At 65.1% G+C, this 26,203-nt stretch carries 31 protein-coding genes; 22 read left to right on the top strand and 9 right to left on the bottom strand.

Features of this window, described 5'->3' with window-relative positions; all coding sequences use genetic code 11:
- Positions 1-99 precede the first annotated feature (99 nt).
- Positions 100-1,320 carry an NADP-dependent isocitrate dehydrogenase gene (locus M529_RS35980; RefSeq protein WP_021318095.1) on the bottom strand — a complete coding sequence of 407 codons (1,221 nt, stop codon included), beginning with the start codon at positions 1,318-1,320 and terminating at the stop codon, positions 100-102.
- Between the two features lie 167 nt (positions 1,321-1,487).
- Between M529_RS35980 and M529_RS35975 the strand changes: the two genes are divergently transcribed.
- Together M529_RS35975 and M529_RS35970 are read left to right on the top strand one after the other, a co-directional pair.
- A complete protein-coding gene (locus M529_RS35975) occupies positions 1,488-2,222 on the top strand; it encodes a phosphatidylserine decarboxylase (RefSeq protein WP_021318094.1) in 735 nt (244 codons plus the stop codon).
- A gap of 103 nt (positions 2,223-2,325) precedes the next feature.
- Positions 2,326-3,066: a CDP-alcohol phosphatidyltransferase family protein gene (locus M529_RS35970; protein WP_031294990.1), complete on the top strand. Its 741-nt coding sequence runs from the start codon at positions 2,326-2,328 to the stop codon at positions 3,064-3,066.
- A gap of 4 nt (positions 3,067-3,070) precedes the next feature.
- Here the strand turns inward: M529_RS35970 and M529_RS35965 are convergent, their stop codons facing one another.
- Positions 3,071-3,286 carry a hypothetical protein gene (locus M529_RS35965; RefSeq protein WP_021318092.1) on the bottom strand — a complete coding sequence of 72 codons (216 nt, stop codon included), beginning with the start codon at positions 3,284-3,286 and terminating at the stop codon, positions 3,071-3,073.
- Positions 3,287-3,544: 258 nt separating this feature from the next.
- On the opposite strand from M529_RS35965, the gene rpsB reads away from it, so the two are divergent.
- The 14 genes from rpsB to rpmE all read left to right on the top strand — a co-directional run bounded on the left by rpsB (position 3,545) and on the right by rpmE (position 15,633).
- A complete protein-coding gene (rpsB, locus tag M529_RS35960) occupies positions 3,545-4,306 on the top strand; it encodes a 30S ribosomal protein S2 (RefSeq protein ID WP_021318091.1) in 762 nt (253 codons plus the stop codon).
- 98 nt (positions 4,307-4,404) lie between these two features.
- Positions 4,405-5,331, top strand: coding sequence for a translation elongation factor Ts (tsf, locus tag M529_RS35955; protein WP_021318090.1), 927 nt, complete (start codon positions 4,405-4,407; stop codon positions 5,329-5,331).
- Positions 5,332-5,422: 91 nt separating this feature from the next.
- Positions 5,423-5,764: an AAA family ATPase gene (locus M529_RS50130; protein ID WP_021318089.1), complete on the top strand. Its 342-nt coding sequence runs from the start codon at positions 5,423-5,425 to the stop codon at positions 5,762-5,764.
- Positions 5,765-5,824: 60 nt separating this feature from the next.
- Positions 5,825-6,196, top strand: a complete 372-nt coding sequence (locus M529_RS50125; RefSeq protein WP_021318088.1) for an AAA family ATPase — start codon at positions 5,825-5,827, stop codon at positions 6,194-6,196.
- Between the two features lie 84 nt (positions 6,197-6,280).
- A complete protein-coding gene (pyrH, locus tag M529_RS35945; RefSeq protein ID WP_021318087.1) occupies positions 6,281-7,006 on the top strand; it encodes a UMP kinase in 726 nt (241 codons plus the stop codon).
- Between the two features lie 3 nt (positions 7,007-7,009).
- The gene (gene frr, locus M529_RS35940) at positions 7,010-7,567 is read left to right on the top strand and encodes a ribosome recycling factor (protein ID WP_021318086.1); all 558 of its coding nucleotides are present in this window, start codon (positions 7,010-7,012) and stop codon (positions 7,565-7,567) included.
- A 46-nt stretch (positions 7,568-7,613) separates the two neighbouring features.
- Positions 7,614-8,354, top strand: coding sequence for a polyprenyl diphosphate synthase (uppS, locus tag M529_RS35935; RefSeq protein ID WP_031294989.1), 741 nt, complete (start codon positions 7,614-7,616; stop codon positions 8,352-8,354).
- Positions 8,351-9,127, top strand: a complete 777-nt coding sequence (locus M529_RS35930) for a phosphatidate cytidylyltransferase (protein WP_021318084.1) — start codon at positions 8,351-8,353, stop codon at positions 9,125-9,127. The genes uppS and M529_RS35930 overlap by 4 nt, the downstream gene beginning before the upstream one ends.
- Positions 9,127-10,284 (top strand): 1-deoxy-D-xylulose-5-phosphate reductoisomerase, encoded by a 1,158-nt coding sequence (locus M529_RS35925; RefSeq protein ID WP_031294988.1) that lies wholly within the window; start codon positions 9,127-9,129, stop codon positions 10,282-10,284. The genes M529_RS35930 and M529_RS35925 overlap by 1 nt, the downstream gene beginning before the upstream one ends.
- The gene (gene rseP / locus M529_RS35920; protein WP_021318082.1) at positions 10,281-11,414 is read left to right on the top strand and encodes an RIP metalloprotease RseP; all 1,134 of its coding nucleotides are present in this window, start codon (positions 10,281-10,283) and stop codon (positions 11,412-11,414) included. Before M529_RS35925 ends, rseP begins: the two co-directional genes overlap by 4 nt.
- Before the next feature lie 136 nt (positions 11,415-11,550).
- Positions 11,551-14,163: an outer membrane protein assembly factor BamA gene (bamA, locus tag M529_RS35915; protein WP_084491088.1), complete on the top strand. Its 2,613-nt coding sequence runs from the start codon at positions 11,551-11,553 to the stop codon at positions 14,161-14,163.
- Complete coding sequence (locus tag M529_RS35910) at positions 14,163-14,816, top strand: OmpH family outer membrane protein (RefSeq protein ID WP_021318080.1); 654 nt, start codon at positions 14,163-14,165, stop codon at positions 14,814-14,816. The genes bamA and M529_RS35910 overlap by 1 nt, the downstream gene beginning before the upstream one ends.
- Positions 14,817-14,822: 6 nt before the next feature.
- Positions 14,823-15,305: a 3-hydroxyacyl-ACP dehydratase FabZ gene (fabZ, locus tag M529_RS35905; RefSeq protein WP_021318079.1), complete on the top strand. Its 483-nt coding sequence runs from the start codon at positions 14,823-14,825 to the stop codon at positions 15,303-15,305.
- A gap of 103 nt (positions 15,306-15,408) precedes the next feature.
- Positions 15,409-15,633, top strand: coding sequence for a 50S ribosomal protein L31 (gene rpmE, locus M529_RS35900; protein ID WP_021318078.1), 225 nt, complete (start codon positions 15,409-15,411; stop codon positions 15,631-15,633).
- Positions 15,634-15,848: 215 nt separating this feature from the next.
- Here the strand turns inward: rpmE and aroB are convergent, their stop codons facing one another.
- Positions 15,849-16,958 (bottom strand): 3-dehydroquinate synthase, encoded by a 1,110-nt coding sequence (aroB, locus tag M529_RS35895; RefSeq protein ID WP_031294987.1) that lies wholly within the window; start codon positions 16,956-16,958, stop codon positions 15,849-15,851.
- Positions 16,949-17,497, bottom strand: coding sequence for a shikimate kinase (locus M529_RS35890; RefSeq protein WP_021318076.1), 549 nt, complete (start codon positions 17,495-17,497; stop codon positions 16,949-16,951). Before M529_RS35890 ends, aroB begins: the two co-directional genes overlap by 10 nt.
- 82 nt (positions 17,498-17,579) lie before the next feature.
- On the opposite strand from M529_RS35890, the gene M529_RS35885 reads away from it, so the two are divergent.
- The 5 genes from M529_RS35885 to M529_RS35865 all read left to right on the top strand — a co-directional run bounded on the left by M529_RS35885 (position 17,580) and on the right by M529_RS35865 (position 23,012).
- Complete coding sequence (locus tag M529_RS35885) at positions 17,580-17,768, top strand: hypothetical protein (protein ID WP_021318075.1); 189 nt, start codon at positions 17,580-17,582, stop codon at positions 17,766-17,768.
- A 5-nt stretch (positions 17,769-17,773) separates the two neighbouring features.
- Complete coding sequence (locus M529_RS35880) at positions 17,774-19,597, top strand: hypothetical protein (RefSeq protein WP_031294986.1); 1,824 nt, start codon at positions 17,774-17,776, stop codon at positions 19,595-19,597.
- Between the two features lie 2 nt (positions 19,598-19,599).
- Positions 19,600-20,517 carry a tyrosine recombinase gene (locus tag M529_RS35875; RefSeq protein ID WP_021318073.1) on the top strand — a complete coding sequence of 306 codons (918 nt, stop codon included), beginning with the start codon at positions 19,600-19,602 and terminating at the stop codon, positions 20,515-20,517.
- A gap of 9 nt (positions 20,518-20,526) precedes the next feature.
- Entirely contained in the window at positions 20,527-21,471 is a 945-nt protein-coding gene (locus tag M529_RS35870; RefSeq protein WP_021318072.1) for an acetyl-CoA carboxylase carboxyltransferase subunit alpha, read from the top strand.
- A 62-nt stretch (positions 21,472-21,533) separates the two neighbouring features.
- Positions 21,534-23,012 (top strand): M48 family metalloprotease, encoded by a 1,479-nt coding sequence (locus M529_RS35865; RefSeq protein ID WP_031294985.1) that lies wholly within the window; start codon positions 21,534-21,536, stop codon positions 23,010-23,012.
- Positions 23,013-23,092: 80 nt separating this feature from the next.
- Here the strand turns inward: M529_RS35865 and M529_RS35860 are convergent, their stop codons facing one another.
- Complete coding sequence (locus M529_RS35860; protein ID WP_021318070.1) at positions 23,093-23,254, bottom strand: Flp family type IVb pilin; 162 nt, start codon at positions 23,252-23,254, stop codon at positions 23,093-23,095.
- Between the two features lie 131 nt (positions 23,255-23,385).
- Positions 23,386-23,571, bottom strand: a complete 186-nt coding sequence (locus M529_RS35855; RefSeq protein WP_021318069.1) for a Flp family type IVb pilin — start codon at positions 23,569-23,571, stop codon at positions 23,386-23,388.
- 81 nt (positions 23,572-23,652) lie between these two features.
- On the opposite strand from M529_RS35855, the gene M529_RS35850 reads away from it, so the two are divergent.
- Positions 23,653-24,060: a (deoxy)nucleoside triphosphate pyrophosphohydrolase gene (locus tag M529_RS35850; protein WP_021318068.1), complete on the top strand. Its 408-nt coding sequence runs from the start codon at positions 23,653-23,655 to the stop codon at positions 24,058-24,060.
- A gap of 40 nt (positions 24,061-24,100) precedes the next feature.
- On the opposite strand, the gene bfr is transcribed toward M529_RS35850, so the two are convergent.
- The 3 genes from bfr to M529_RS35835 all read right to left on the bottom strand — a co-directional run bounded on the left by bfr (position 24,101) and on the right by M529_RS35835 (position 26,195).
- Complete coding sequence (gene bfr / locus M529_RS35845; RefSeq protein ID WP_021318067.1) at positions 24,101-24,580, bottom strand: bacterioferritin; 480 nt, start codon at positions 24,578-24,580, stop codon at positions 24,101-24,103.
- A gap of 145 nt (positions 24,581-24,725) precedes the next feature.
- A complete protein-coding gene (locus M529_RS35840) occupies positions 24,726-24,896 on the bottom strand; it encodes a (2Fe-2S)-binding protein (RefSeq protein WP_021318066.1) in 171 nt (56 codons plus the stop codon).
- Between the two features lie 54 nt (positions 24,897-24,950).
- A complete protein-coding gene (locus M529_RS35835) occupies positions 24,951-26,195 on the bottom strand; it encodes a DUF418 domain-containing protein (protein WP_040600756.1) in 1,245 nt (414 codons plus the stop codon).
- Positions 26,196-26,203: the final 8 nt, after the last annotated feature.

The raw sequence follows: 26,203 nt of genomic DNA, 5'->3' as shown, positions 1-26,203 counted from the left end.
ATCTTCTCGGCTGGGGGGAACAATAAATAAAGAAAGGGCGGCGTCGGATGACCGGCGCCGCCTCGTTCCGTTAGCGTATTGAAACCGCGAGGGGTGGGATCAGTTCCACTTGCCCATGGCGGTTTCCAGGTTGACGCGGATCGCCTCGAAGAACTGCTCGGTGGTCATCCACGCCTGATCCGGGCCGATGAGCAGCGCAAGATCCTTCGTCATCGCGCCGCTTTCCACGGTCTGGATGCAGACCTTTTCCAGCGTCTCGGCGAATTTGGTGACTTCCGGCGTCTCGTCGAACTTGCCGCGGTAGGACAGGCCCTGGGTCCAGGCGAAGATCGATGCGATCGGGTTGGTGGAGGTCGCCTTGCCCTGCTGGTGCTGGCGATAGTGGCGGGTGACGGTGCCGTGCGCGGCCTCCGCCTCGACGGTCTTGCCGTCGGGGCTCATCAGCACAGAGGTCATGAGACCCAGGCTGCCGAAGCCCTGGGCCACCTGGTCGGACTGCACGTCGCCGTCATAATTCTTGCAGGCCCAGACGAACTTGCCGCTCCACTTCAGCGCGGAGGCGACCATGTCGTCGATCAGACGGTGCTCGTAGACGATGCCGGCTGCCTTGAACTGATCGGCGAATTCGCTCTCGTACACCTCGGCGAAGATGTCCTTGAAACGGCCGTCATAGGCCTTGAGGATCGTGTTCTTGGTCGACAGATAGACCGGCCAGCCACGGCCGAGGCCATAGTTCATCGAGGCGCGGGCGAAGTCGCGGATCGACTCGTCCAGATTGTACATGGCCAGGGCCACGCCGGAACTGGGATATTTGAACACCTCGCGGTCGATCACCGTGCCGTCGTCGCCTTCGAACACCAGCCGCAGCTTGCCCGCGCCGGGCACGCGGAAGTCGGTGGCGCGATACTGATCGCCATAGGCGTGGCGGCCGACGACGATTGGATCGGTCCAGCCAGGAATGAGGCGGGGCACGTTCTTGATGACGATGGGCTCACGGAAGACGACGCCGCCCAGGATGTTGCGGATCGTGCCGTTGGGCGACTTCCACATTTCCTTGAGGTTGAATTCCTCGACGCGCGCTTCGTCCGGCGTGATGGTGGCGCACTTCACCCCGACGCCATATTCCTTGATCGCATTGGCGGAATCGATAGTGATCTGATCGTTGGTCTCGTCGCGCTTCTCGACGCCCAGGTCGTAATATTTAAGGTCGATGTCGAGATAGGGGAGGATGAGTCGCTCGCGAATCCACTGCCAGATGATCCGCGTCATCTCGTCGCCGTCGATCTCCACGACGGGGTTCTTGACCTTGATCTTCGCCATGCGCCTCTTTCCTTAATTCAGGTGGGATATGCCCAAGGCCCCTAGGCAAAGCGGCGGCAATGTTCAACCGGGCAGGGCTTGAATCTGGCACCTGTGCGCCCGCGTGGGGAGCCGTTGCCGGGATCGGTCGTTGTCAGCGCGGGGGTCTCTCCGTAAAGACGGTGCGCATGGACAATAATGAGATCACGATTGCCGCGGGTGGCAATGTCAAATGGCGCTTTCCTTCCGTACATCCGGAGGGGATGAAGTTCGGCCTGATCGCCGCGGCCATCACTGGCCTGGCATTTCTGCTGGGCTGGGACGTGCTGGGGTGGATCCTGCTCATCGTCACCGTCTGGGTCCTCGCCTTTTTTCGCGATCCCGTGCGCGCCGTGCCGCAGGATGAAGGCGCCATCGTCGCGCCCGCCGATGGCCTCATAACCCTGATCCAGCGGGTGCCGCCGCCGCGCGAGATGGCAGGCCCGGATGGGCTGGGCGACCAGCCGCTGATCCGCGTGTCGATCTTCATGAGCGTGTTCGACGTGCACATCAATCGCACCCCGATCGGTGGTACGATCAAGGCGGTTGTCTATATTTCGGGCAAGTTTCTCAACGCCGATCTCGACAAAGCCAGCGAGGATAACGAGCGCCAGCATATCCTGGTGGAGCGGCATGACGGCGTGCGCATCGGCTTCACCCAGATCGCGGGGCTGGTCGCGCGGCGCATCGTGCCCTTCGTGAAGCCGGGGGACATGGTGGCGGCAGGCCAGCGCATCGGCCTGATCCGGTTCGGCAGCCGGGTGGACGTCTATCTGCCTGCGGGTACCGCGCCGCGCGTGGTGTTGGGACAGCGAACCGTTGCGGGCGAGACGATCCTGGGTCAGATCGGTGATCGGCGGGTCGTAGCGGGGATCCAGCAGTGACGGATCACCGCGCCGTGACTGGGCTTCTGCTTGGGAAGAGGCGATCATGAGCCGTCGCCGTCGCGCCATACCGCGCGGACTGCGACGCGGCATCACGCTGCGCATGCTGTTGCCCAATGCGGTGACGGCGATGGCGCTGTGCTTCGGCCTCACCGGCGTGCGCTACGGCATATCGGGGGAATGGGAACGGGCGGTGCTGGCGATCCTGTTCGCGGGCGTTCTTGATGGACTTGATGGGCGGATCGCGCGGCTGCTGCGGGGCGAGAGCCGCTTCGGTGCGGAGCTCGATTCGTTGTCCGACTCGATCGCCTTCGGCGTTGCGCCCGCGCTCATCATCTACCTCTGGTCACTGCATGCCATGCCGAAGTTCGGATGGATCTTCGCGCTGGCCCATGCCTTGTCCTGCGCGCTGCGGCTGGCGCGTTTCAACGCCAATATCGACGCGGACGAGCAACCGCACAAATCTGCCGGCTTCTTGACCGGCGTCCCGGCCCCGGCAGGGGCAGGCATCGCCTTCGTACCGCTCTATCTGTGGCTTGTGACGGGCGAGCCGCTATTCCGCGCCTGGTATGTGGTCGCACCCTGGCTCGCCTTCACGGCTTTCCTGATGATTTCCAGCATCGCGACCTATAGCTGGTCCGCGTTGCGGTTACGCAAACGCATCCGGCTGGAAGCGATCGCGATTGCTGGCTTGCTTGCCGCGTTGCTGATTACCGATCCTTGGCTGACGCTATTGGTGCTGTGCGCGGGCTATCTCGCAACAATTCCCTTCGGCATCCTGTCCTATGCGAAGGTCGTGCGGGCGCGGCGGGATCAGATCGTTCAGACGACCCCGGCCGCCTGAAAGCTCAGGCGCCGAAGGCTGCTCCATGAAGGGAATGTTCCGCTCGCCTCACCCGGGGGCGGCGGATACGGATGTGATAGACCTGCGGCTCCTGCGGAATGGGTTCGAACAGCAGGGCGGCCGCCATCTTGCGATGACAGGTCGCAAACATCCAGGCGATAGTGGTCAGGGCGAAGAGGGCAGAGCCCGAGAAGATCAATGCTGCGACCAGGGTGAACATCGGTAGCCCACTTTCTTTCTTGCCAATTCGTGCGGCCGGTTGAATATCGCTACGAACGGCGGGAAAACGTCATTCGTTCCACTTGTTCCCTCTATGTTCTCGCTGTGCAGGCATGTCAAGCCTTGCATTCACGCGTGCGCCCCGTTAAAGGCGCGGCCCATTCCACATGGGAATCGACATATCCGGTGCCGGGCGGGCCTTTGAGGCCTTCTTCCGGTTCCTGATTCCCAGAGGGCTTAACCGGAAGGAGAAGACATTATGGCGACCCCCGTCGTCACCATGCACCAATTGATCGAGGCCGGCGCACATTTCGGCCACCAGACCCACCGCTGGAACCCGCGCATGAAGCCGTACATTTTCGGCGAGCGTAACGGCATCCACATCCTCGACCTGTCGCAGACCGTGCCGCTCTTCGCGCGCGCGCTCGATTTCGTCTCGGCGACCGTGGGCGCGGGTGGCAAGGTGCTGTTCGTCGGCACCAAGCGCCAGGCGCAGGACCCCATCGCGGAAGCCGCCCGCAAGTCGGGCCAGCATTTCGTCAACCATCGCTGGCTGGGCGGCATGCTCACCAACTGGAAGACCATCTCGGGCTCGATCAAGCGCCTGAAGACCCTCGAGGAGAAGCTGTCGGGCGACACCCACGGCTTCACCAAGAAGGAAGTCCTTCAGATGACCCGCGAGCGCGAGAAGCTGGAGCTGTCGCTGGGCGGCATCCGCGACATGAACGGCATCCCCGATGTCATGTTCGTGATCGACGCCAACAAGGAAGAGCTGGCGATCAAGGAAGCCAACACGCTGGGCATCCCGGTCGTCGCGATCCTCGATTCGAACGTCTCGCCCGACGGCATCGCCTTCCCGGTCCCGGCTAACGATGACGCCAGCCGCGCCATCCGCCTGTACTGCGACGCCATCGCCGCCGCCGCGACCCGCGGCAACCGCGGTGCGCAGCAGGCCGCCGGCGTCGACCTGGGTGCGCTGGACGAGCCCGAGGCCGAAGAGGTCGTTGCCGCCGAAGCCTGATAGAGCGTCGCGCAACTGCAAGAATGACAGGCTAGGGCGCGCTCTTCGGAGACGCGCCCTGCCGCATATTTGAAACATGAAACTTTAGGAGCCGAAACATGGCCGAGATTACCGCTGCCGCCGTCAAGGAACTGCGCGACCGTTCGGGCGCGGGCATGATGGATTGCAAGAAGGCGCTCACCGAAGCCAATGGCGACATCGAGGCCGCGACCGACTGGCTGCGCGCCAAGGGCCTGGCCGCCGCGCAGAAGAAGTCGAGCCGTACCGCCGCCGAGGGCCTGGTGGGCGTTGCCGTCGCCGGCACCAAGGGCGTCGCCGTCGAGGTGAACAGCGAGACCGACTTCGTCGCGAAGAACGATCAGTTCCAGGACTTCGTGCGCACCGTCGCCGGCATCGCGCTGTCGAGCGGCGCGACCGACGCCGAGGTGCTGGCTTCGGAGGCCTATCCCTCCGGCGGCACCGTCGCCGAGAAGCTGGTCGCCAACATCGCCACCATCGGCGAGAACCAGACGCTGCGCCGCATCGCGCAGGTCGAGGTGAGCCAGGGCGTGGTCGTCCCCTATGTCCACAACGCCGCCGCGCCGGGCCTGGGCAAGATTGGCGTTCTGGTCGCGCTGGAGGGCGATGCGCCCGCCGACGTGCTGGAGCCGCTGGGCAAGCAGATCGCCATGCACATTGCCGCGGCGTTCCCGCTGGCGCTGGCCGCCGGCGACATTGACCCGGCGCTGCTGGAGCGCGAGCGCGCGATCGCGGCCGAGAAGGCTGCCGAGAGCGGCAAGCCCGCCGAGATCGTCGCCAAGATGGTCGACGGCTCCGTGGCGAAGTTCGCCAAGGAGAATGCGCTGCTCAGCCAGCTGTTCGTGATGGACAACAAGACGCCGGTCGCCGACGTCGTCGCCAAGGCGGCGAAGGACGCGAGCGCTTCGATCACGCTCAAGTCCTATGTCCGCTTCCAGCTGGGCGAAGGCATCGAGAAGGAAGTCAGCGACTTCGCCGCGGAAGTGGCGGCGGCCGCGGGCGTCTGATCGCTAGCGAGGCGATGAGGTGGGAAGGGGCGCTCGGCAGGGCGCCCCTTTTTCTTTGGCGCCTCGGTGCAAAGGCCGATAATCTTCCGGGATGGCAAGAAAGCAGCACACCACCTCTCTGCCGCCGCCGTTCCTGAAGCGCGTCTGGATGCCCAACGAGCAAAGGGCTGATGAGTTGAACTGGGATCAATATCCCTTCAACCTGCCGATCATCCGCCATGGAGGCCTGGAACTGCAATTTGAAAAGGCGGTCACGATCATTGTTGGCGAAAATGGCACCGGCAAATCGACCCTGTTGGAAGCGATCGCCCATTTGGCCGGGTTCAGTGATTCAGGTGGGGCGCAGGGGATGAAAGCAATTCAACCGACGCCGGTATCCGCGACCGATGCCGGGACGTTGGGCGCACGATTGAGAGGCGCATGGCTTCCGTAGGTTAGAAACGGGTGGTTTTTTCGCGCCGAGACCTTCTTTTCCGTCGCACGCTACCTGGATTTGGCCGCCTATGAATCCTTTGCCAGCGGACCCGATTATCTGTCCGCTTCCCACGGCGAAGGGTTCATCGATTTCTTCAATGAGCGCATGTCGCGCCAAGGCCTCTACATCCTCGACGAACCGGAATCGGCGCTGTCGCCGCAACGCCAGTTCGATTTCCTGAAGTTGCTGCGCCGCATCCAGCGGGCGGGCAATGGGCAAGTCATCATGGCGACCCACTCGCCGATCTTGATGGCGCTGCCCGACGCCGATCTTTGGCAGATCGATTCCTATAGTATCCATCCTGTCGCTCTGGAGGACACGGCCCATTTTCGTCTGTATCGCGAGTTTGCTCTCTATCCGCATGAGACGGTAGAGGCGATGATCGAATAGCAACAATCGCCCTTCCCATCGTGGCCTTGCCCGCCTAATGTCCGCGCCGCTTTCCGCTTCCATCACAAGGATTCTTTCCCGCCCATGACCCGGCCAGCCTTCAAGCGCATATTGCTGAAACTGTCGGGCGAGGTGCTGATGGGGCAGGGGCAGTTCGGCATCGACCCCGAGACCGTGGATCGCGTCGCGGGCGAGATCGCCGCTGCCAAGGATGCCGGCTTCGAGCTGTGTGTCGTGGTCGGCGGTGGCAATATCTTCCGCGGGCTGGCGGGCGCAGCCAAGGGCTTCGATCGCACCAGCGCCGACTATATGGGCATGCTGGCGACCGTCATGAATGCGCTGGCGGTGCAGAACGCGCTGGAGCGGATCGGCTATGATACCCGCGTCCAGTCGGCGATCCCGATGGCGTCGGTGTGCGAGCCCTATATCCGGCGCAAGGCGATGCGGCACATGGAAAAGGGCCGCATCGTCATCTTCGCGGCGGGCACCGGAAATCCCTTCTTCACCACCGATACCACCGCGGCGCTGCGGGCGGCCGAGATGAATTGCGATGCGCTGTTCAAGGGCACCAGCGTCGATGGCATCTACAATGCCGATCCCAAGGCGGTGCCCGACGCGGTGCGCTATGAAGAGATCAGCTTCGACAAGGTGCTGAACGACAACCTCAAAGTCATGGACGCCAGCGCCATTGCGCTGTGCCGCGAGAACCGTATTCCCATCGTCGTCTTCAACATTCGCGAAACCGGCAACCTGGCCAAGGTTCTGGCGGGTGACGGCACGGCGACGATCGTGCAAAATCAGGAGAGCTGAACAATGGCCCAGTATGACAAAGCCGACCTAGAGCGCCGCATGGCGGGCGCCATCGAATCGCTGAAGGGCGACCTGGCAGGCCTGCGCACGGGGCGTGCGAATGTGGCGCTGCTCGATCCGGTGACGGTCGAGGTCTATGGCGCGCACATGCCGCTGAACCAGGTGGCGACCGTTTCCGCGCCCGAGCCGCGCATGCTGTCAGTGCAGGTATGGGACAAGAGCAATGTCGGCCCGGCCGACAAGGCGATCCGGTCTGCGGGCCTTGGCCTCAATCCGATCGTCGATGGCCAGACGCTACGCCTGCCCATCCCGGACCTGACAGAGGAGCGCCGCAAGGAACTGGCGAAACTCGCCAGCAAATATGCCGAAGGTGCGCGCGTCGCCGTGCGCAACGTGCGGCGCGACGGCATGGACAGCCTGAAGGCCGACGAGAAGAAGGGCGAGATCAGCGAGGACGAGCGCAAGCGCAAGGAAACCGAGGTCCAGAAGCTGACCGACAGCACCATCGCTGACATCGACGCGGTAGCGGCGGCGAAGGAAAAGGAAATCCTTGGCCAGTAAGCCGGGGATCATGCGCCATGCCCTTCGCGAAGCGACGACACCCCTGATGGCAACGAAGGTCCGGCCCGATCTGTCGCAGGGCGCCCCGGCCCATGGCGCGCGCCATGTCGCCATCATCATGGACGGCAACGGCCGCTGGGCGAAGAAGCGGCTGCTGCCGCGCGTTGCGGGGCATCGCGCGGGGGTGGAAGCTGTACGGCGCGTGACGCGCGCCGCGCGCGAGCTTGGGCTCGAATGCCTGACGCTCTATGCCTTTTCCTCCGAAAACTGGAAGCGGCCGGCGAGCGAGATTGCCGACCTGATGAGCCTTCTGCGCCATTTCATCCAGTCCGATCTGGACGAACTGCACGCCAATGGCGTGCGGCTGCGCGTAATCGGCAATTACAGGGCGATGGACCCCTCGGTCGTAGCGCTGATCGACGGGGCGATCGCGCGCACGGCGGGGAACAAGGGGCCGATCGTCGCCATCGCGCTGAATTACGGCGCGCAGGACGAGATGGCGCGTGCGGTGCAGGCGCTGGCCCGGCGGGCCGTGGCGGGCGAGATCGCACTGGACGACATCGGCGTCGGCGATATCGACGCTGCGCTCGACACTGGCGACCTACCGCCGCTAGACCTTCTGATCCGTACATCCGGCGAGCAGAGGCTGAGCAATTTCCTGCTATGGCAGGCGGCCTATGCGGAGCTCTACTTCACCGACATGCTGTGGCCCGATTTCGACGAGCGCGCGCTGGCCGCGGCGCTGGACGCCTTCCGCCTTCGCGATCGCAGGTTCGGCGGCCTGTGAGCAGCGAGTTGCGCACTCGTACCGTCGTCGGGCTCGCGCTGATCGCGATGGCGCTGGGCGCACTGCTGTCGGGTGGCTTTCTCTTCTGGCTGCTGCTGGTCGTGGCCGGCGTGCTGATGCAGGGCGAGTGGGGCGACCTGGTCGGTGCCTCTCCCGATCATCGGCGGCTGGCGATGTTCGCAGTGTCGGTGCCGCTCGCGATCCTCTGTCCATTGGCGGCCGGTGTTTCCTGGACGGCATTCACGCTGATGGTGGCCGCTTTCTTTTTCGTGTTGCTGGTGACCCGCTCTTTGCGGTTGGCGCTCGGCTTGCTCTATATCTGTGTTCCCGTGGTGGCGCTGCTGTTTCTGCGCGGTGAGGCGCCCAATCTCTGGGGGCTGCTGCTGGCCTTCTGGGCGCTGTCGCTGGTCTGGGCGACGGACATCGGCGCCTATTTCGCCGGTCGTGCGATCGGCGGGCCGAAGCTGGCGCCTCGGGTCAGCCCGTCCAAGACATGGGCGGGGCTGGGGGGCGGCATCCTCGCCGCCCTGGTGACGGGCTTTCTGCTCCACCGCTTCGCCGGGCTGCCGATGCAACTCGCGGCAGCGAGCGGGCTGCTGGCGGTCGCTGCGCAGCTGGGCGACCTGTTTGAAAGCTGGATGAAACGGCGCGCCGGGGTGAAGGACAGCGGCACGCTGCTGCCCGGCCATGGCGGTGTAATGGACCGTCTGGACGGTGTCGCGGCAGCCGCGCCGCTTGCCACGCTGTTTTACCTGTTGCTGGTCGTTCCGTGATTCGGCGCATTTCGATCTTCGGCGCCACCGGGTCGGTGGGCGTGTCGACTCTGGATCTCGTTCAGCGCGAACCTGATGCTTTCGACGTGGTGGCGTTGACCGCGCATAGCAATGCCGACGCGCTCGCGAAGGCGGCGCGCGGGTCCCGTGCGGCACTGGCGGTGATCGGCGACGAAGCGCATTATGGCGCGCTCAAGGCGGCGCTCGCCGGTTCCGGCGTGGAGGCGGCGGCGGGAGAGGCCGCGCTGATCGACGCCGCGCGGGCGGGCGCCGACTGGACCATGGCTTCGATCGTCGGCTGTGCAGGGCTGCGTCCGACCATCGCCGCGCTGGAGGCGGGGGGATGCGTGGCCCTCGCCAACAAGGAGTCGCTCGTTTCCGCTGGTGCGTTGATGATGGAGGCAGCGGCGGGATCGGGCGCCACGATGCTCCCCGTCGACAGCGAGCATAACGCGATTTTCCAATGCCTTGCGGGCAGTCGTCTGGACGATGTCGCACGCATCATCCTGACGGCGAGCGGCGGGCCCTTCCGGACCCGCAGCCGGGAGGCCATGCGCGACATCACCCCAACGCAGGCGGTGGCCCATCCCAACTGGTCGATGGGTGCGAAGATCAGCGTGGACAGCGCCACCATGATGAACAAGGGGCTGGAACTGATCGAGGCGGCGCACCTCTTTCCCGTCGGTCTCGACCGGATCGAGATACTGGTCCATCCCCAGTCGGTGATTCATTCGCTGGTCGAATATCGCGACCGCTCCACCTTGGCGCAGCTCGGATCGCCTGACATGCGTATCCCCATTGCCCATGCGCTCGCATGGCCGGAACGGATGGCGACGCCCTGCCAGCCGCTCGACCTCGCCCGGATCGGCCGGCTGGAGTTCGAGGCACCCGACGAGGCGCGCTTTCCCGCCCTGCGTCTGGCGCGGCAGGCGGCACAGGCGGGCGGCGCCGTGCCGGCCATCCTCAATGCGGCCAATGAGGTCGCCGTCGCCGCTTTCCTTGAAGGCGCCATAGGCTTCCTTGATATCGCCATGATTGTGGAGGAAGTGCTGGATCGCTATAGCGCGCCTGTGCCCCGCCGTCTGGACGATGTCCTGCACGCGGATGCGGAGGCCCGCGCGATGGCGCGACATGTGATGGAAAGAATGACGGTTTGATCCAGAATCCCGGTTTCCTGTTGACCGTGCTGGCTTTCGTGGCGGTCATAGGGCCGCTCGTCTTCGTTCACGAGCTCGGCCACTATCTGGTCGGGCGCTGGTGCGGGGTGAAGGCGGAGGCCTTTTCCATCGGATTCGGGCCGGAAGTTGCGGCCTGGGTCGACCGGCGCGGCACGCGTTGGCGGATCGGGGCGCTGCCGCTGGGCGGCTATGTGCGCTTCAAGGGCGACATGAACATGGCGAGCCAGACCGATCCGCGCTGGCTGGAGATGTCGGCCAGGGACCGCGCGGAGAGCTTTCCGTCCAAGTCCGTCTGGCAGCGCGCGGCGATCGTAGCGGCCGGGCCGGTGGTCAATTTCCTCTTCGCGATCCTGCTGCTGGGCGGGCTCGCTTATTGGAAGGGCGACGTGGTCAGCGTGCCGGTGATCGAAGCGGTCGCACCTGCATCGGCTGCGGCGAAGGCCGGGCTGCGTCCGGGCGACCGGATCGTCAGCATCATGGAGCGCCCCATCGAGCGCTTCACCGACATCGCGCCGATCGTGTCGCTGCGGCCGGAGGAAGTGCTGCCTTATGTGATCGAGCGTGGCGGGCAGCGGATCGAGATGTCGATCGCGGCAGGTACGCGGATCGAAAAGGACCGCTTCGGCAATATCTACCGCCTGGGTCAGCTGGGCATCATGTCAGGCAAGATCGAGCTGCGGCCCATTTCCCTGTGGGAGATTCCTGTCGTCGGCACTCGCCGCACGAAGGAGATCTTCGTCTCGGCGATGGACGGTCTGGGGCAGATCGTGACCGGCCGGCGTTCCGTCTCCGAACTGGGCGGACCGCTCAAGATCGCCGATATTTCGGGGCAGGCGGCGATGATGGGGCTTGCCGGATTCCTGACTTTCATGGCGCTCATCTCGATTAACTTGGGGTTCATCAACCTCTTGCCAATCCCGATGCTGGATGGCGGGCATCTGCTTTTTTATGGAATCGAGGCGATTCAGCGCCGGCCGGTAAGCATGCAGGTCCAGGAATGGGCCTATCGCTCCGGCTTGGCCGTGCTGCTGGCGATGATGATACTGGTGACGGTGAACGATTTGTCGTCTTTCGGGCTGTGGCAGCGTCTGTCCGGCTTGATCGGCTGAGCCGCATCGGGCAGGGGAAGCGCATTTGGCGGCGTCTTGGGCGCAGGCTGGAATTTTATGTCGAGGTGAACGGGTGACAGCGAAGAACAGCAGCAACAGGCAGCGTCCGATCGTCGCCGCCTTGTTCGCGACGACGATGATCGCGGGCTTGGCAGGCGTCCCCGCGGTCGCGCAGACTGCTGCCTCGCCGGCCCCGGCGCCTGCCGCGCCGCCCGCGGCTATGCCCGGCGGCACGATCCGCAGCCTGACCGTCACCGGCCAGCAGCGGCTGGAGCCCGACACGGTGCTGTCCTACACCAAGCTGCGCCAGGGCCAGCCCTTCACGCAGGAGTCGCTCGACCAGGCGTTGCGCGACCTTTACGAGACGGAACTCTTCGCCGACGTCCAGATCCGCAACGACAATGGTGCGCTGACGGTGGAGGTGAAGGAAAACCCCGTCATCAACCGTATCGTTCTGGAAGGTAATAAGCGCCTGAAGGAAGACAAGATCAGGCCGGAAATTAAACTCGCCCCGCGCCAGATCTATACCCGGTCGAAGGTCCGCGCCGACGTCGCCCGCATCATCGAGCTCTATCGCCGCCAGGGCCGCTTCGCCGCCACCGTCGAGCCCAAGATGGTGCAGCTGGACCAGAACCGCGTTGATATCGTTTTCGAGATCAGCGAGGGACCCAAGTCCAAGGTCCGGCAGATCAACATCATCGGCAACGAGAAGTTCGGCGACGGCGAGCTGCGCAGCCAGATGGTGACCAAGCAGTCGCGCTGGTTCCGCATCTTCTCCTCGGGCACCAGCTACGATCCCGATCGCCTGGCGTATGACCAGCAGAAGCTGCGGCAGTTCTACCTGACAGAGGGCTATGCCGATTTCCGCGTGATCTCTGCCGTGGCGGAGCTGACGCCCGACAAGCAGGATTTCATCATCACCTATGTGGTCGAGGAAGGTGACCGCTACAAGTTCGGCGACGTGAAGGTGGAATCCGACATTCGCGACCTGTCGGGCGACACGCTGACCAAGACGTTGCCGATGAAGAAGGGCGACTGGTACAACGCCAAGCAGGTCGAGGACACGGTCGACACGCTGAGCGAGACGGCGGGCCTGTTCGGCTATGCCTTCGCGGACGTGCAGCCGGACTTCAACCGGTCCAAGGAAGACCTGACGATGGGGATCAACTTCCGCATCGCCAACGCGCCGCGCGTCTATGTCGAGCGGGTCGACATCAACGGCAATACGCTGACGCAGGACAAGGTCGTGCGCCGTGAGTTCCGCCTGGCCGAAGGCGACGCCTTCAACAGCTTCCTCGTCAAGCGCTCCAAGGATCGCATCAATTCGCTCGGCTTCTTCCAGGAAAAGCTGGATGTCGAGCAGAAGCCGGGTTCCGCACCCGACCGCATCGTGCTCGAAACAAACGTGCAGGAAAAGTCGACCGGCGAGCTGTCGCTGTCGGCAGGTTTCTCCAGCCTTGAGCGGTTCATCATCGCGGCCTCGATCACGCAGCGCAACTTCCGGGGCAAGGGCCAGGAACTGCGCACCAGCGTCAATTATTCGAGCTATTCCAAGTCCGTCGAAGTGGGCTTCACCGAGCCCTATTTCATGGACAAGAACATCGCGCTGGGCGGCGACATCTACCGGCGCGATCTCAACAGCTTCCGCTATCTCAACAACAACGACCGCGACACGACCTACGAGCAGAGCACGACCGGTTTCCAGATCCGCGCGGGCGTACCGATCACCGAATATATCTCGCTGGCGCTGCGCTACAGTCTGAATTTCGATGACATCACGCTGGACAGGGACACCTATTATTCCGACCCCGATGGGTCGGGGCCGCTGGGTCTGCAGTGTGACCCGCTGCTGGCCGGCCGCTATCTCTGCGACGCGATCGGCAAGCGGACCACGTCGTCGGTCGGTTATTCGTTGATCTACGACACGCGCGACAACCGCATCCGTCCGACGCGCGGTCAGATGTTTGTGCTGAACCAGGATTTCGCTGGTCTGGGCGGCAGCGTCAAATATGTTCGTACCCGCTTCAATGCCGCGAAATACTGGCCGCTTGGCGCCGGTTTCATCTTCTCGCTGACCGGCGAGGGCGGCTATATCCACTCGCTGGAAGGGGAGCGCCGCGACGCGACCGGCGAACTGGTGGACCGCATCCGCCTGACCGACCGCTTCTTCCTGGGCAATCCGCAGATTCGCGGCTTCGACATTCGCGGCGTCGGCCCGCGCGTAAAGCGCTATTATCTCCAGCAGCAGACCAATGAAGACGGCTCGACCAGCTATGTCCGCCTGGATGACCGCAACAACCGCACCGACGACGCGCTGGGCGGCCGCATCTACTATCTGGCCCGTGCCGAAGTGGAAATCCCGCTGGGTTCGGGCGCGCGGGAAATGGGCCTGCGTCCCTCGATCTTCGTCGATGCGGGCGCGGTGGCCGGGCTGCGCAATCCGTCGGTCATCAGCCATTCCCCCGGCGTCTGCGCAGACGTGTCGACCGGCGCGCGCACGCCTGCCGTCAGCGACGGCGTGTGCCCCGACACCAATCCGGACCCGAACACGAGCTCGCACACGCTCATCATCGGACCGTTCGAGGAAGAATATCTCGGCGACACGCTCAAGCCGCGCGTCGCCGTGGGCTTCGGCGTGAACTGGAACTCGCCCTTCGGCCCGTTCCGTATCGACATTGCCAAGGCCCTGCTCAAGGAGCCAGGGGACGACGCGAGACTCATCACCTTCAACGTAGGGACTCAATTCTGATGAAGACGATTATCAAGGCTGCGGCGCTGACTCTCGCGCCGCTCACCGCACTGGCGTTCACCAGCGCGCCGGCCGCCGCCCAGTCGAAGACCGGCATCGCCGTGGTCGACCTGCAGCGTGCGGTCGCCACCAGCGCCGCCTATACCGCTGCGCGCACCCAGATCCAGACGACCTACAAGGCGCAGATCGACAGCTTCACCGCGCGCAAGAACGCCATCGACGCCGACCTCAAGACCAAGGGCGACGCGCTCCAGGCGGCGCTGAAGGCGGCGAACAACAAGCCGACCCCGGCGATCGAGACCCAGTATCAGCAGTTCCAGCAGTCGCAGCAGAGCGCGCAGACCGAACTGCAGACCCTGAGCCAGCCGATCGCGCTGGCAAACGCCTATGTCGAGGAACAGATCACGGCGAAGCTTTCGGACGCGCTGAAGTCGGCCATGACCAAGGCGAAGGTCGACCTGGTGCTCGCCCCCGACGCCACCGTGTCCTACCAGCCGACCGTCGACATCACCCAGTCGGTCGTGACCGAGCTGAACACTCTGGTGCCCAGCGTAGGCATCACGCCCCCGGCCGGCTGGCAGCCGGGCCGCCAGGGCCAGGCGCCTGCCGCCGCTGCCGCGCCTGCCAATCCGCAGCAGCCCAAGTCGCGCTAAACGCCGATGACGGATCAGGTTGACGCGACGGCCGCCGTCCTTGGCCCCTTGGACATCCGGGGGGTCATGGCGGCGCTGCCGCACCGTTATCCGATGCTGCTCGTCGACCGCGTGGTTTCGATCGTGCCGAGCACGTCGATCCACGCGGTCAAGGCCGTGTCGATCAACGAGCCCTTCTTCCAGGGGCATTTTCCCGGTCGCCCGATCATGCCCGGTGTCCTGATCGTCGAGGCGATGGCGCAGGCAGCGGGCGTGCTGACGGTCCAGTCGCTCGGCCTCGCCAATTCGGGCAAGTTGGTCTATTTCATGAGCATCGACGGCGTGAAGTTCCGCACGCCGGTGGAACCGGGATGCCTTCTCGACCTGCATGTCGAGGTGGCGCAGATGCGCGGCGCGGTCTGCAAATTCTCCGGCAAGGCGATGATCGAGGGCAAGCTGCACGCAGAGGCGAACTTCGTGGCGATGATCGCCGATCCGCCGAAGGGCTGATCCTTCCCCTTGCTTTCGGGGCGCAAAGCCTGTAACCGCGCGCCTTCGCAATTTTTTCGCATCCATCGGCCGGTCGGAAACCGGCCCATACCGGAGCAGACCCATGAAGGCCGATACGCACCCTGACTACCACTTCATCACCGTCCAGATGACTGACGGCAGCACCTTCCGCACCCGCTCGACGTGGGGCAAGGAAGGTGACACCATGGCGCTGGATATCGACCCGAAGTCGCATCCGGCTTGGACCGGCGGCACCCGCCAGCTTGAGCAGGGCGGCCAGGTGGCGCGCTTCAACAAGCGTTTCGGTGGGCTCACGCTCAAGAAGTGAGATCGTCCCGGGAGGGAATGGAAAGGGCGCCCGCGAGGCGCCCTTTTTGTTTTGGCGGATTGGGGTGGGAAGGGGATAGGCGCGTTTCTTTCCTCGGTTCGCCTTGAGCGAAGTCGTAGGGCCACAGGCGTAGCCACTTCGTTCCCCTCAGTGGAAGCTTCGACTTCGCTCAGCCCGAACGGCTCCTGTATAGCCCCCATCTGCCGAGGGCGCCATCAGGTGCCTGCCCGCTCCTCATCCAGGAATGCCGCCACGTCGCTCAGCACCACGTCCTTCGACAGGAAGGTCTGGCCGATCCCGCGCGCAAGGAGGAAGGGAAGGGTGCCGGCCGCCATCTTCTTGTCATGCAGCATATGGGCGACCAGCGCCGCGCCGTCGCCCCGCACATGGGCACTTGCCAGATCGTGCGGCAGGCCCACGGCCTTGAGGTGGGTGGCCACGCGATCCGCATCCTCCGCCGGACAGAGACCGAGGCGTGCGGAGTAGCGGAAGGCGAGCGCCATGCCCGCCGCCACCGCTTCGCCGTGCAGCAGTCTGTCGGAGAAGCCGGTGTCGGCTTCCAGTGCATGGCCAAAGGTGTGACCGAGATTGAGCAGCGCCCGTCGGCCCGAGGTTTCGCGCTCGTCGTCGGCCACGATCGCTGCCTTGGCCCGCACGCTGCGCTCTATGGCATAATGGCGCGCGTCCTTTTCCCCCGCGAGCAGTCGTGTCCCTTCCGTTTCGCACCATGCGAAGAAGGCGGGATCGTCGATCAGGCCGTATTTCACCACTTCCGCATAGCCCGCCCGCGTCTCGCGCGGTGGCAGCGTGTCCAGCGTTGAAGGATCAATGAGGACGAGGGACGGCTGGTAGAAGCTGCCGACCAGATTCTTGCCCGCCCGGCTGTTGATCGCGGTCTTTCCCCCGACCGAGCTGTCGACCTGCGCCAACAGCGTGGTCGGCACCTGGACGAAGGCACATCCGCGCTTCAGGATCGATGCGGCGAAGCCGACCAGATCGCCCATGACGCCACCGCCGAGGGCGACGATATGGTCGCTCCGCTCGACCTCCAGCGCCAGCAGCGCATCCAGCAGCCGCTCCAGATGCGTCCAGCTCTTGCTCTGTTCTCCGGCGGGCAGGATGATCGGCTCGACCGAAATGCCGTCCGCGCGCAGGCTGGCGTCGAGCCGAGGCAGCTGGCTTGCGGCGACATGATGATCGGTGACCACCACCAGCCGGCCGCCCCGTGCGAGCGGCGCCAGAAAAGCGGCGGCGCGATCCAGCACGCCCTGTTCGATGACGATGTCGTAGCTGCGCGCGCCCAGCGCCACGGGCACTATTGCCATGCCGAAAGTTGCTCCATGATGCGGTCGACCGCGACTTCGTGCGGCGCGGCGATGCTTTTGACGTGAATGGGCGCCTGCGCGTAGACGGGATTGCGCACCGAGGCGAGCTCGGTGAGCACCACGCGCGGGTCCTTGCCCTTGAGCAGCGGCCGGCTTTCCCGGCGGGACACGCGGTCCACCAGCACGTCGATGTCGGCATCCAGCCATATCGCCGTGGCCTGGCCGAGGATCAGGGTCCGCGTCTCCTGCTGCATGAAGGCGCCGCCACCAGTGGCGATGACTTTGGGCGCGCCATCCAGCAGGCGGGCGATCACGCGCCGTTCCCCGTCACGGAAATGCGCCTCGCCATAGCGTTCGAACATCTCCGCTATGGTCATGCCGGCGGCCTTCTCGATTTCCTCGTCGGCGTCGACGAAGCTGAGGCCCAGGCGCGCGGCGAGACGGCGGCCGACGGTCGATTTGCCCACGCCCATCATGCCCACCAGGACGATGGGGCCGCGCTGACGGGCCGAGCCGTTGGATTTGCTGTTTCGCTGCATGGCCTGCGGGGCTATACAGCCAGCCGTCACTGAGGCAAATCGCATCTTTTCCGCAATTTCCGGGCCAGGCCCAGAAGGACCCATGAAGAACCGTCGCTCCGTCAGCAGTTTCGAAGGCGCCTCGCGCCGTCGCCGTTCCTCCCTGCCGATCGTCCCGGTCGTCGCGATCATCGTCCTCATAGGGCTGATTGCCCTGTTCTGGTCGCGCGGCGGCGAGCGGCCGCAGCAGCGCGTCGAGAAGGTGATTCCGGCCGAGAAACTGGGCCAGTAAGCGCAATGGGGCAGCGGCGGGGGAACATGAAGTGGGCGGTCGGCACGCTTGCGCTCGCGCTGGCGCTGCCAGTCGTCGCGCAGGAGGCGCCGGAATCCCTGCTGCCGCCCGGCTTCGGCGACGCGCCGGACACACCCGCGCCTGCGCCCGCGCCGTCAGCGCCGCAGCCGGGGCGCCCGGTGCAGATCGTGCCGCCGTCCTTCGGAACCTCCCCCGGAACGCCGCCGCCAGATCTGGCGGCCCTCGCGCAGAATGCGGCGAATGCGGAGGAGGAGCAGCTCAGCCCCGAGGAACTGGCGGCGCAGAAGGCGAAGTACGACCTGCCCGACAGCGCACGGCGCTCGCTCGACCGGGTAGGGCCGCTGACGCCCGCGACGCGGGGCATGGAAGCCGATGCCTTCGGCGGCCAGTCCGGCCGCTTCCTGGCGACGCTGATGCGGGAAACCCGCGCGCCGATCGTGTCGCGCTGGGCCTCCATCCTGCTACGCCGTGCCCTGCTGAGCGCCACCGACACGCCGCGCGACATCGACGGGGCTGATTGGGTGGCGGAGCGCGCCTGGTTGCTGCTGCGCATGGGGGAGGCGGACAATGCCCGCCTGCTGATCCAGAGCGTCGATCCCGACCGCTACACGCCCCGCCTTTATGCCATCGCGATGCAGACCTATCTGGCGACCGCCGATCCGGCTGGGCTGTGCCCGCTGTCGGCCGGCGCGCTGCGCTTTAGCAAGGAGCCGGGGTGGGAGATGACGCGGGCGATCTGCCCGGCGCTCTCCGGCGATCAGGGGACGGCCAGCGGCGCGCTTAACCAGGCGCAGCGGCGCGGGACCGCGCGCGGCATCGACTATCGCCTGGCCGAAAAGGTGGTGGGCACCGGCTTCAATGCGCGGCGATCGGTGAAGATCGAATGGACCGGCGTCGATCGGCTGACTGCCTGGCGCTTCGGTCTGGCGACGGCGCTGAACGTGGAGATTCCCGAGGAACTGTACGGGACGGCCGGTGCCCAGGTGCGGGCATGGGAAGCGCGCGCGCCCGCGCTGCCGGCCATTCGCCGCCGGGCGGGAGCCGAAGTCGCCGCCCGGCTGGGCGTCTTCTCCAGCCAGGCGCTGGTCGGCTTCTACAGCCAGCTCGGCGCTGATGGAGACGCACCCGACGATGCCGCCGACCGGATCGAGGCGCTGCGCAATGCCAGCGCGGGCGCGACGGTGGGTCAACGCATCGACGCAATGAACCGGCTATGGGGCGATGCCGCGGCGCCCGATTATGTCGGCCTCATCACTACGGCCCGTGCCGCCGCCGCCTTGCCGGTCGCGGAAGCGAAGGCGAGTGATGCCGCCAACCTGGTCGCATCGATGCTGACCGCGGGCTATGATCGCAACGCGGCACGTTGGTCGCGCGCGGACGGGCAACTGAGCGGGGAGGGCGCCACGCGCTTCTGGGCGCTGCTCGCCGTGGGGGCGCCAAGCCCGGTGGTCGACATCAGCAGCGGGCGTATTTCCTCCTTCATCAACGACGCCGGGGCGGAGAAAGGGCGGATGCTGATCGCCGCACTCGCCGGTCTGGCGCGGCTGTCGGGCAGCGAAGCCCAGTCGCTGGCGCAGGACAATGGTGTCACGCTGGCGGCGAACAGTCGGTGGGCGCGCGCGATCGACGGGGCGGCGCAGCGGGGCGAGCAGGCAACGGTGGCCCTGCTGGCGGCGGTAGGCATGCAGGCGGCAGAATGGGGACGCCTGCCGCCTGGACATCTCTACCACGTCGTCGCGGCGCTCCATCGCGTCGGGCTGGACCCCGAGGCGCGGATGATCGCGGCGGAGGCGATCACGCGAGCCTGACGATGAGTGAGGACGCCGCCCTCATCGACCGCTTCCTGGAGATGATGGCGGCGGAGCGCGGGGCGTCGCGCAACACGCTGCTCGCCTATCGTGCTGACCTGGAGGGCGCGGCGGCATTGGCCGGGGGGCTGGCCTCTGCCGATGCCAAGGCGCTGGAGCGGCTGTCCGACGGTTGGGCGACGCTCGCGGCTTCTTCCGTGGCGCGCAAGCTTTCGGCGCTCCGGGCTTTTTTCGGCTTTCTGGAGGAGGAGGGGCTTCGTCCCGATAATCCTTCCGCTGCGCTCGTCCGGCCGGTGACGCGCAGGCCCCTGCCCAAGATCCTCTCGACACAGGAGGTGGAACGGCTGTTCACGCTGATTGCCGAGCGGCTGGAGGTCGAGCATCCCGCGCCGATGGACCTGCGGCTCGCCGCGCTGATCGAACTGCTCTACGGATCGGGATTGCGCGCGACCGAGTTGGTGTCGCTGCCGCGACGGGCGCTCAATGCCGACCGGCCGTTCCTGATCCTCAAGGGCAAGGGCGCGCGCGAGCGGCTGGTGCCCATATCCGACCGGGCGCGGGCCGCGATCGCCGCCTGGATGCCGCATGTGCCGGCAGAGAGCATCTGGCTCTTCCCCTCGGGCAGGAGCCATCTCAGCCGGATACGGCTCTACCAGATCGTCAAAGCGCTGGCTGCCGCAGCAGGGATCGCCCCGGAAAAGGTCAGCCCGCACGTCCTGCGCCATGCGTTCGCCACTCATCTGCTGGAAGGCGGGGCAGACCTGCGGGCGCTCCAGTCGATGCTGGGCCATGCGGATATCGGCACGACGCAAATCTACACCCATGTCGATTCGCGGCGGCTGGTTGAGCTGGTGAACAGCCGCCACCCGCTGGTCGGCATGGCGCATCGGCGCGTTGACGGCGACGCGTCGGCACCGTAACGCGGCGCCATGGTCAGCTTTCTGGAATTCGAAAAGCCAATCGCCGAGCTGGAAGCCCGCATCATCGAACTGCGGCAGACAGCCAATGCCGGCGATATCGACATCAGCGGAGAAATCGACACGCTGGAAAAGCGCGCGGCGAAGATGCTGGCGGACAGCTATGCGAAGCTGACGCCGTGGCAGAAGACGCAGGTGGCGCGCCATCCCGAGAGGCCGCACTTCCGCGATTATGTGGCGGGAATGTTCGACAATTTCATGCCGCTGGCGGGCGACCGCGCCTTTGCTGACGACCAGGCGATCCTCGGAGGCTTCGCAACGCTGGACGACCGGCGCGTGGTGGTGATCGGCCATGAGAAGGGGGACGACACGGCGAGCCGTGTTCGCCACAATTTCGGCATGGCCAAGCCCGAAGGCTATCGCAAGGCGATCCGCCTGATGCAGCTTGCCGACCGCTTCGGCCTGCCGGTGGTGACGCTGGTCGACACATCCGGCGCCTTTCCCGGCGTGCAGGCCGAGGAGCGCGGCCAGGCCGAGGCGATCGCACGATCGACCGAGCAATGCCTGGCGCTGGGCGTCCCGATGGTGGCTGCGGTCGTCGGAGAAGGCGGGTCGGGCGGCGCGGTGGCGCTCGCGGCCGCAAACCGCGTGCTGATGTTCGAGCATGCGGTTTATTCCGTGATCTCGCCCGAAGGCTGCGCCTCCATCCTGTGGCGCACCGCTGACAAGGCGAGCGAGGCGGCCACGGCCATGCAGGTGACAGCGCAGCATCTCAAGAGCCTGGGCGTCATCGACCGGATCGTGCCCGAACCGGTGGGCGGTGCCCATCGTGAGCCGGTGCAGGCGATTGCCAGCCTGGGCGCAGCGATCGGCGAGGAACTTGATTCGCTCGCGGGCCTCAGCCCGGACGCCCTGCGGCAGGGGCGCGCCGACAAGTTCCTGGCCATCGGCGCCTGAAGGGAACGGATTCTTCCGGAGCTCGTTACGGTACGGTAACAGCAATGCTTTGGGGAGGAAGGATGAGGCGAGCGATTTTCCTGTCTGGCGTAGGCGCGGCGTTGATGACCCTGGCTGCCGCGCCTTCCGTGCTAGGGCAGCAACGCGCGATTCGCACGGTTTCTTCGATCAGCGCGCAGGACAAGGCTGCTGGAGCGAAGCAGCATCCTGAACTGCTTGCGGAGTTTGGGGGCGCCTATGCCGGGTCCCAGGCCCGCTATGTCGAAGGGGTGGGGCGGCGGATAGCCGTGCAGTCGGGCCTGTCCAACGCGCAGAGCGACTTCACCGTCACCTTGCTCAATTCGCCTGTGAACAATGCCTTCGCCATTCCAGGCGGCTATGTCTATGTCACGCGCCAGTTGATGGCCCTGATGAATGACGAGGCGGAACTGGCCGGCGTGCTGGGCCATGAGGTCGGCCATGTCGCTGCCCAGCACGGGCAGCGGCGGCAGCAGGCCGCGCAGCGCAACGCGATCGGCGGCGCACTGCTGCAGGTGCTGACCGGCGCGCTGCTCGGCGATTCGGGCTTTGCCGGACTGCTTCAGAAGGGCATCGGCACCGGCACTCAGCTGCTGACGCTCAAATTCTCCCGCACCCAGGAATATGAGGCTGACGATCTCGGCATCCGCTATCTGGCCTCAGGCGGCTATGACCCGCGGGCGCTGTCGGACATGCTCGCCTCGTTGGCGGCCCAGAGCAGCCTCGACGCCAGGGTTGCGGGGAGCGCGCGATCCATGCCCGAATGGGCGAGTACGCACCCCGACCCGGCATCGCGCGTGACCCGCGCAGCCCGGCAGGCGACGGCGACTCGCGCGACCAGCACGGTGCGCAATCGCGAAGCCTTCCTGGCGGCGCTGGACGGGGTACTCTATGGCGATGACCCCAAGCAGGGCGTGATCGAGGGCAACCGCTTCCGCCACCCGGATCTGCGGCTGACCTTCACCGCGCCAAACGGCTTCGGGATGGAAAACGGCACCGACGCCGTGTCCGTCACCGGATCGGGCGGACAGGCGCAGTTCGGCGCCGCCCGTTATGCCGGCGACCTCTCCGCCTATGTCGATTCGGTACTGGCGGGACTGGCCGGCGAGGGCGGTCGGGTTCCGGAGGGACAGATCAACCGCACCACCGTCAACGGCCTGCCGGCTGCCTGGCGGACGGTGCGCGCCAGCACCCAGTCGCAACAGGTGGATGCGACCGTCTTCGCCTATGATTTCGGCGGTGGACGGGCCTATCATTTCCTGCTGCTGACGCCGGCGGGGAGCGGCATCGGCCCCTTCACGCCGATGGTGCAGTCGGTGCAGCGGCTGTCGGCCCAGGAGGCCGCCGCCATCAAGCCGCGCCGCGTTCGGGTGGTGACTGTAAAGGGGGGCGACACCGTTCAGTCGCTGGCCCGTCAGATGGCCTATACCGATAATCAGCTGGATCGTTTCCTGACCATCAATGCCCTGTCGCAACAGTCAGTCCTGCGGCCGGGGCAGAAGGTGAAGGTCGTAAGCTGGTAGGATTGCCCGGCTTCGGTGCGCCAAAAGAAAAGGGCGGCAGACTTGCGTCCGTCGCCCTTCCATTCGTCCCTCGCGGGCGATTACTTCAGGTTGCCACCAACGTTGTTGAAGGTGCTGCCCAGCTTGGTGCCCAGGCTGGTCATCGCGCTGATGGCGGCGACGGCGATCAGGGCCGCGATCAGCCCGTATTCGATGGCGGTCGCGCCCTTGTTGTTCTTCAGCATCTTACGGATGAACTGCATGTGATGTCTCCTTGACTAACATTCTACTACCCGGCCGCCCCGCTTGGATGTCTAAGGTCAGCGAGCACCGGATTAATCTGGCCCGGTTGAAAAAGACTTAACCGCGCATCCGCACTGTCAGATTTTCATGGTTAATGGGCGAGAACCTCGTTCGAGACGTTGTTCCACATTCCGGTGGTCTTGTTGGCGACGCTCGTCAGCGCAGCGACCATGGCGAGCACGATCATGGCGATGATAAGGGCATATTCGACCGCGGTGGCGCCCCGCTCGCACCGCAGGAGGCCGCATCTGGCCAAGATGTCGAGCAGCACGCGCATCGGATCCCCAGTTCGCTAAAGACAGTCCCCGCAAGACCTGTAAAAGAGCCGCAGTTAACAAAGCCCTTTCTTCGGACCGATATGCACAGTTTTTCTCCCTTGCTGGTTGTCGCCGTCGCGCTGATCGATCCCGACGGGCGCGTGCTGTTGCAGCAGCGCCCGCCCGGGAAGCCGATGGCCGGATTGTGGGAGTTTCCAGGCGGCAAGATCGAACCGGGCGAAACGCCTGAGTTGGCGCTGATTCGCGAGCTGGAGGAGGAACTGGGGATTCGCACCCATGCGAGCTGCCTCGCGCCCGCGACCTTCGCCAGCGAGGCGCTGGGCGAGCGGCACCTGCTTCTGCTGCTCTATGTCTGCCGCAAGTGGGAAGGGATTCCCGAGGCGCGGCATGCGACCGCGCTCAAATGGGTCCGGCCCGCGCAGATGTATGCGCTGGACATGCCGCCGGCGGACCTGCCGCTGATCGGATTGCTGGATGCGCTGATCTAGCGGGAAGGGGGCCGGCGCCGGATGCCGGCCCGCGGCAGGCTCAGCCCTCGGCCGGCTCGCTCTGAAGCTGGATATAGTTCTGGACGCCCATGCGCTCGATCATTTCGAACTGGGTTTCCAGCGTGTCGATATGCTCTTCCTCGCTTTCGAGGATATATTGGAGCAGGTCGCGGCTCACATAGTCCCGCACCGTCTCGCAATAGGCTATGCCGTCCTTCAGCGCGGGCAGCGCTTCATATTCCAGGTCCAGGTCGGCCTTCAGGATTTCCTCCACCGTCTCGCCGATCTTCAGCCGGCCGAGCAGTTGAAAATTGGGCAGGCCGTCAAGAAACAGAATGCGCTCCGCCACCTTGTCGGCATGCTTCATCTCGTCAATCGACTCGTCATATTCGAACTTGGCGAGCTTCTTGATGCCCCAGTGGTTGAGCATGCGATAATGCAGGAAATATTGGTTGATCGCGGTGAGCTCGTTCTTGAGCACTTCGTTGAGATAATCGATGACCTTGGGATCGCCCTTCATGGCCTATGCTCCGGCTATTGGTGGAATGCCGGGCATTATACGGCCGGATCGATCGATGTTAAGGAAAAAATCCTTGCGAATCCGGTCATTATTTTAAGTTATTGCGAAATGTTCGCGATCGCTTGTCGCGTTTGATTTGCAATCGTCAGACGGAGGCGCGCTCGGCGGCGATGATGCTGCGGGCGAAAGGAACGCACTGTCCACATTTGGGGCGGCGCCCGAACCGGGCATAGGCGCTGCAGGGCGTATCGGCGCCGTTGCGCACCGCGTCCTTCAGGTCTCGTTCCCTTATCGCATTGCAGACGCAGACAACCATGAAGCTCTCCTCGCCACGGGAGATAGCGTAACTGATAACAGGTCGCAATAGCTCTCAATTGTTTTTGCGAATCTTTTGCGGTTTAAGGTGCATGAAGCTGCGCCAGACCCATTCCATCGGCCCCATGCGGAAGTGCGCGAGCCACAGCGGTGACCACAGCAGCATGATCGCCCATGCGCCAAGGACGAATGGCAGCAACAGCGCCGGCCGCACCTGGGCGAAAAGGCCAAGCCCCCAGCCGTAGAAGATCGCGGTCATGAGGAGACTGGTGCCCAGATAGTTGCTGAGCGCCATCCGGCCGGCCGCGGCGATCCGGTCGACGATGGGCCGCTGTGCATGGCGGGAAAGCAGCCAGAGGATCAGCGCGGCCCAGCCGACAGAGAGGGGAATTCGGAACGGGAACGACCAGGCCAGTGCGCTACCGAAGGCCGGCAGCGGCGCGAAGCCCCCCAGGACGACCCAGGCGGCTAGCGCGGCCATCGGTGGCAAACCGATCAGGAAGCAGTGGCGCGCGGTGCGGCGATATTGCTCCGCGTCCCAGCGGCCGATCAGGAACCCGCCCTTCAGCATCGCCATGCCCAGCAGCATGAAGCCCAGCGCTTCGAGCGCGGTGAAGGAAAAGCTCCAGAACCATTCGCCGGGAAAGCCGGCAAGATGATACGCGATGATACCGCCGATGTCGCCGCGATAGGTGGCGATCTCCATTTGTGTGGCGCCGCTGCCGGGGCCGGAGAGCGGCGCGATGAACGCCTGGAACCCGTCGCGCAGCGCGGCATCCGCCCCCGGAGCGGCCGCGGCATGCGACCAGGCGTAAAGGCTACCGATGAAGGCGGCGCACAGCAGGAAATGCAGCAGGAAGAGGAGGAAGGCCATCTTGACCAGCGCCGTCGGTTCCTGCCGGACGAACAGCAGCGCGGCGAGGCCGACAATGGCATAGAGCATCAGGATGTCGCCCCACCAGAGGAGGACATGATGGGCGAGGCCGATCAGAAACAGCCAGGCGCTGCGGACCACCTGCGCACGCCGGCCGCTGCGCCCCGCCATCTCCTCCCGGTCGATCAGCAGCAGCATCGAAGCGCCGAACAGCATCGCGAAGAGCCCCCGCATCTTGCCGTCGAAGAAGAGGAAGCTCGACAGCCAGAACAGGATGTCGCCCGTCTGCGGCGTCCCGGCTACGGCGGGGTTGAAATAGGCCATTTGCGGTAGCGCAAATGCGGTGATGTTCATCCAGAGGATGCCCATGACGGCACAGCCGCGCAGCACGTCCATGGCGGGGATGCGGGGCGACGCGGCGGCGATCATGATAA

The sequence above is a fragment of the Sphingobium ummariense RL-3 genome, from assembly GCF_000447205.1.
Classification (GTDB): domain Bacteria; phylum Pseudomonadota; class Alphaproteobacteria; order Sphingomonadales; family Sphingomonadaceae; genus Sphingobium; species Sphingobium ummariense.
Note: the sequence above shows the minus strand (reverse complement) of the source record. Positions and strands in the feature narration are given on the sequence as shown.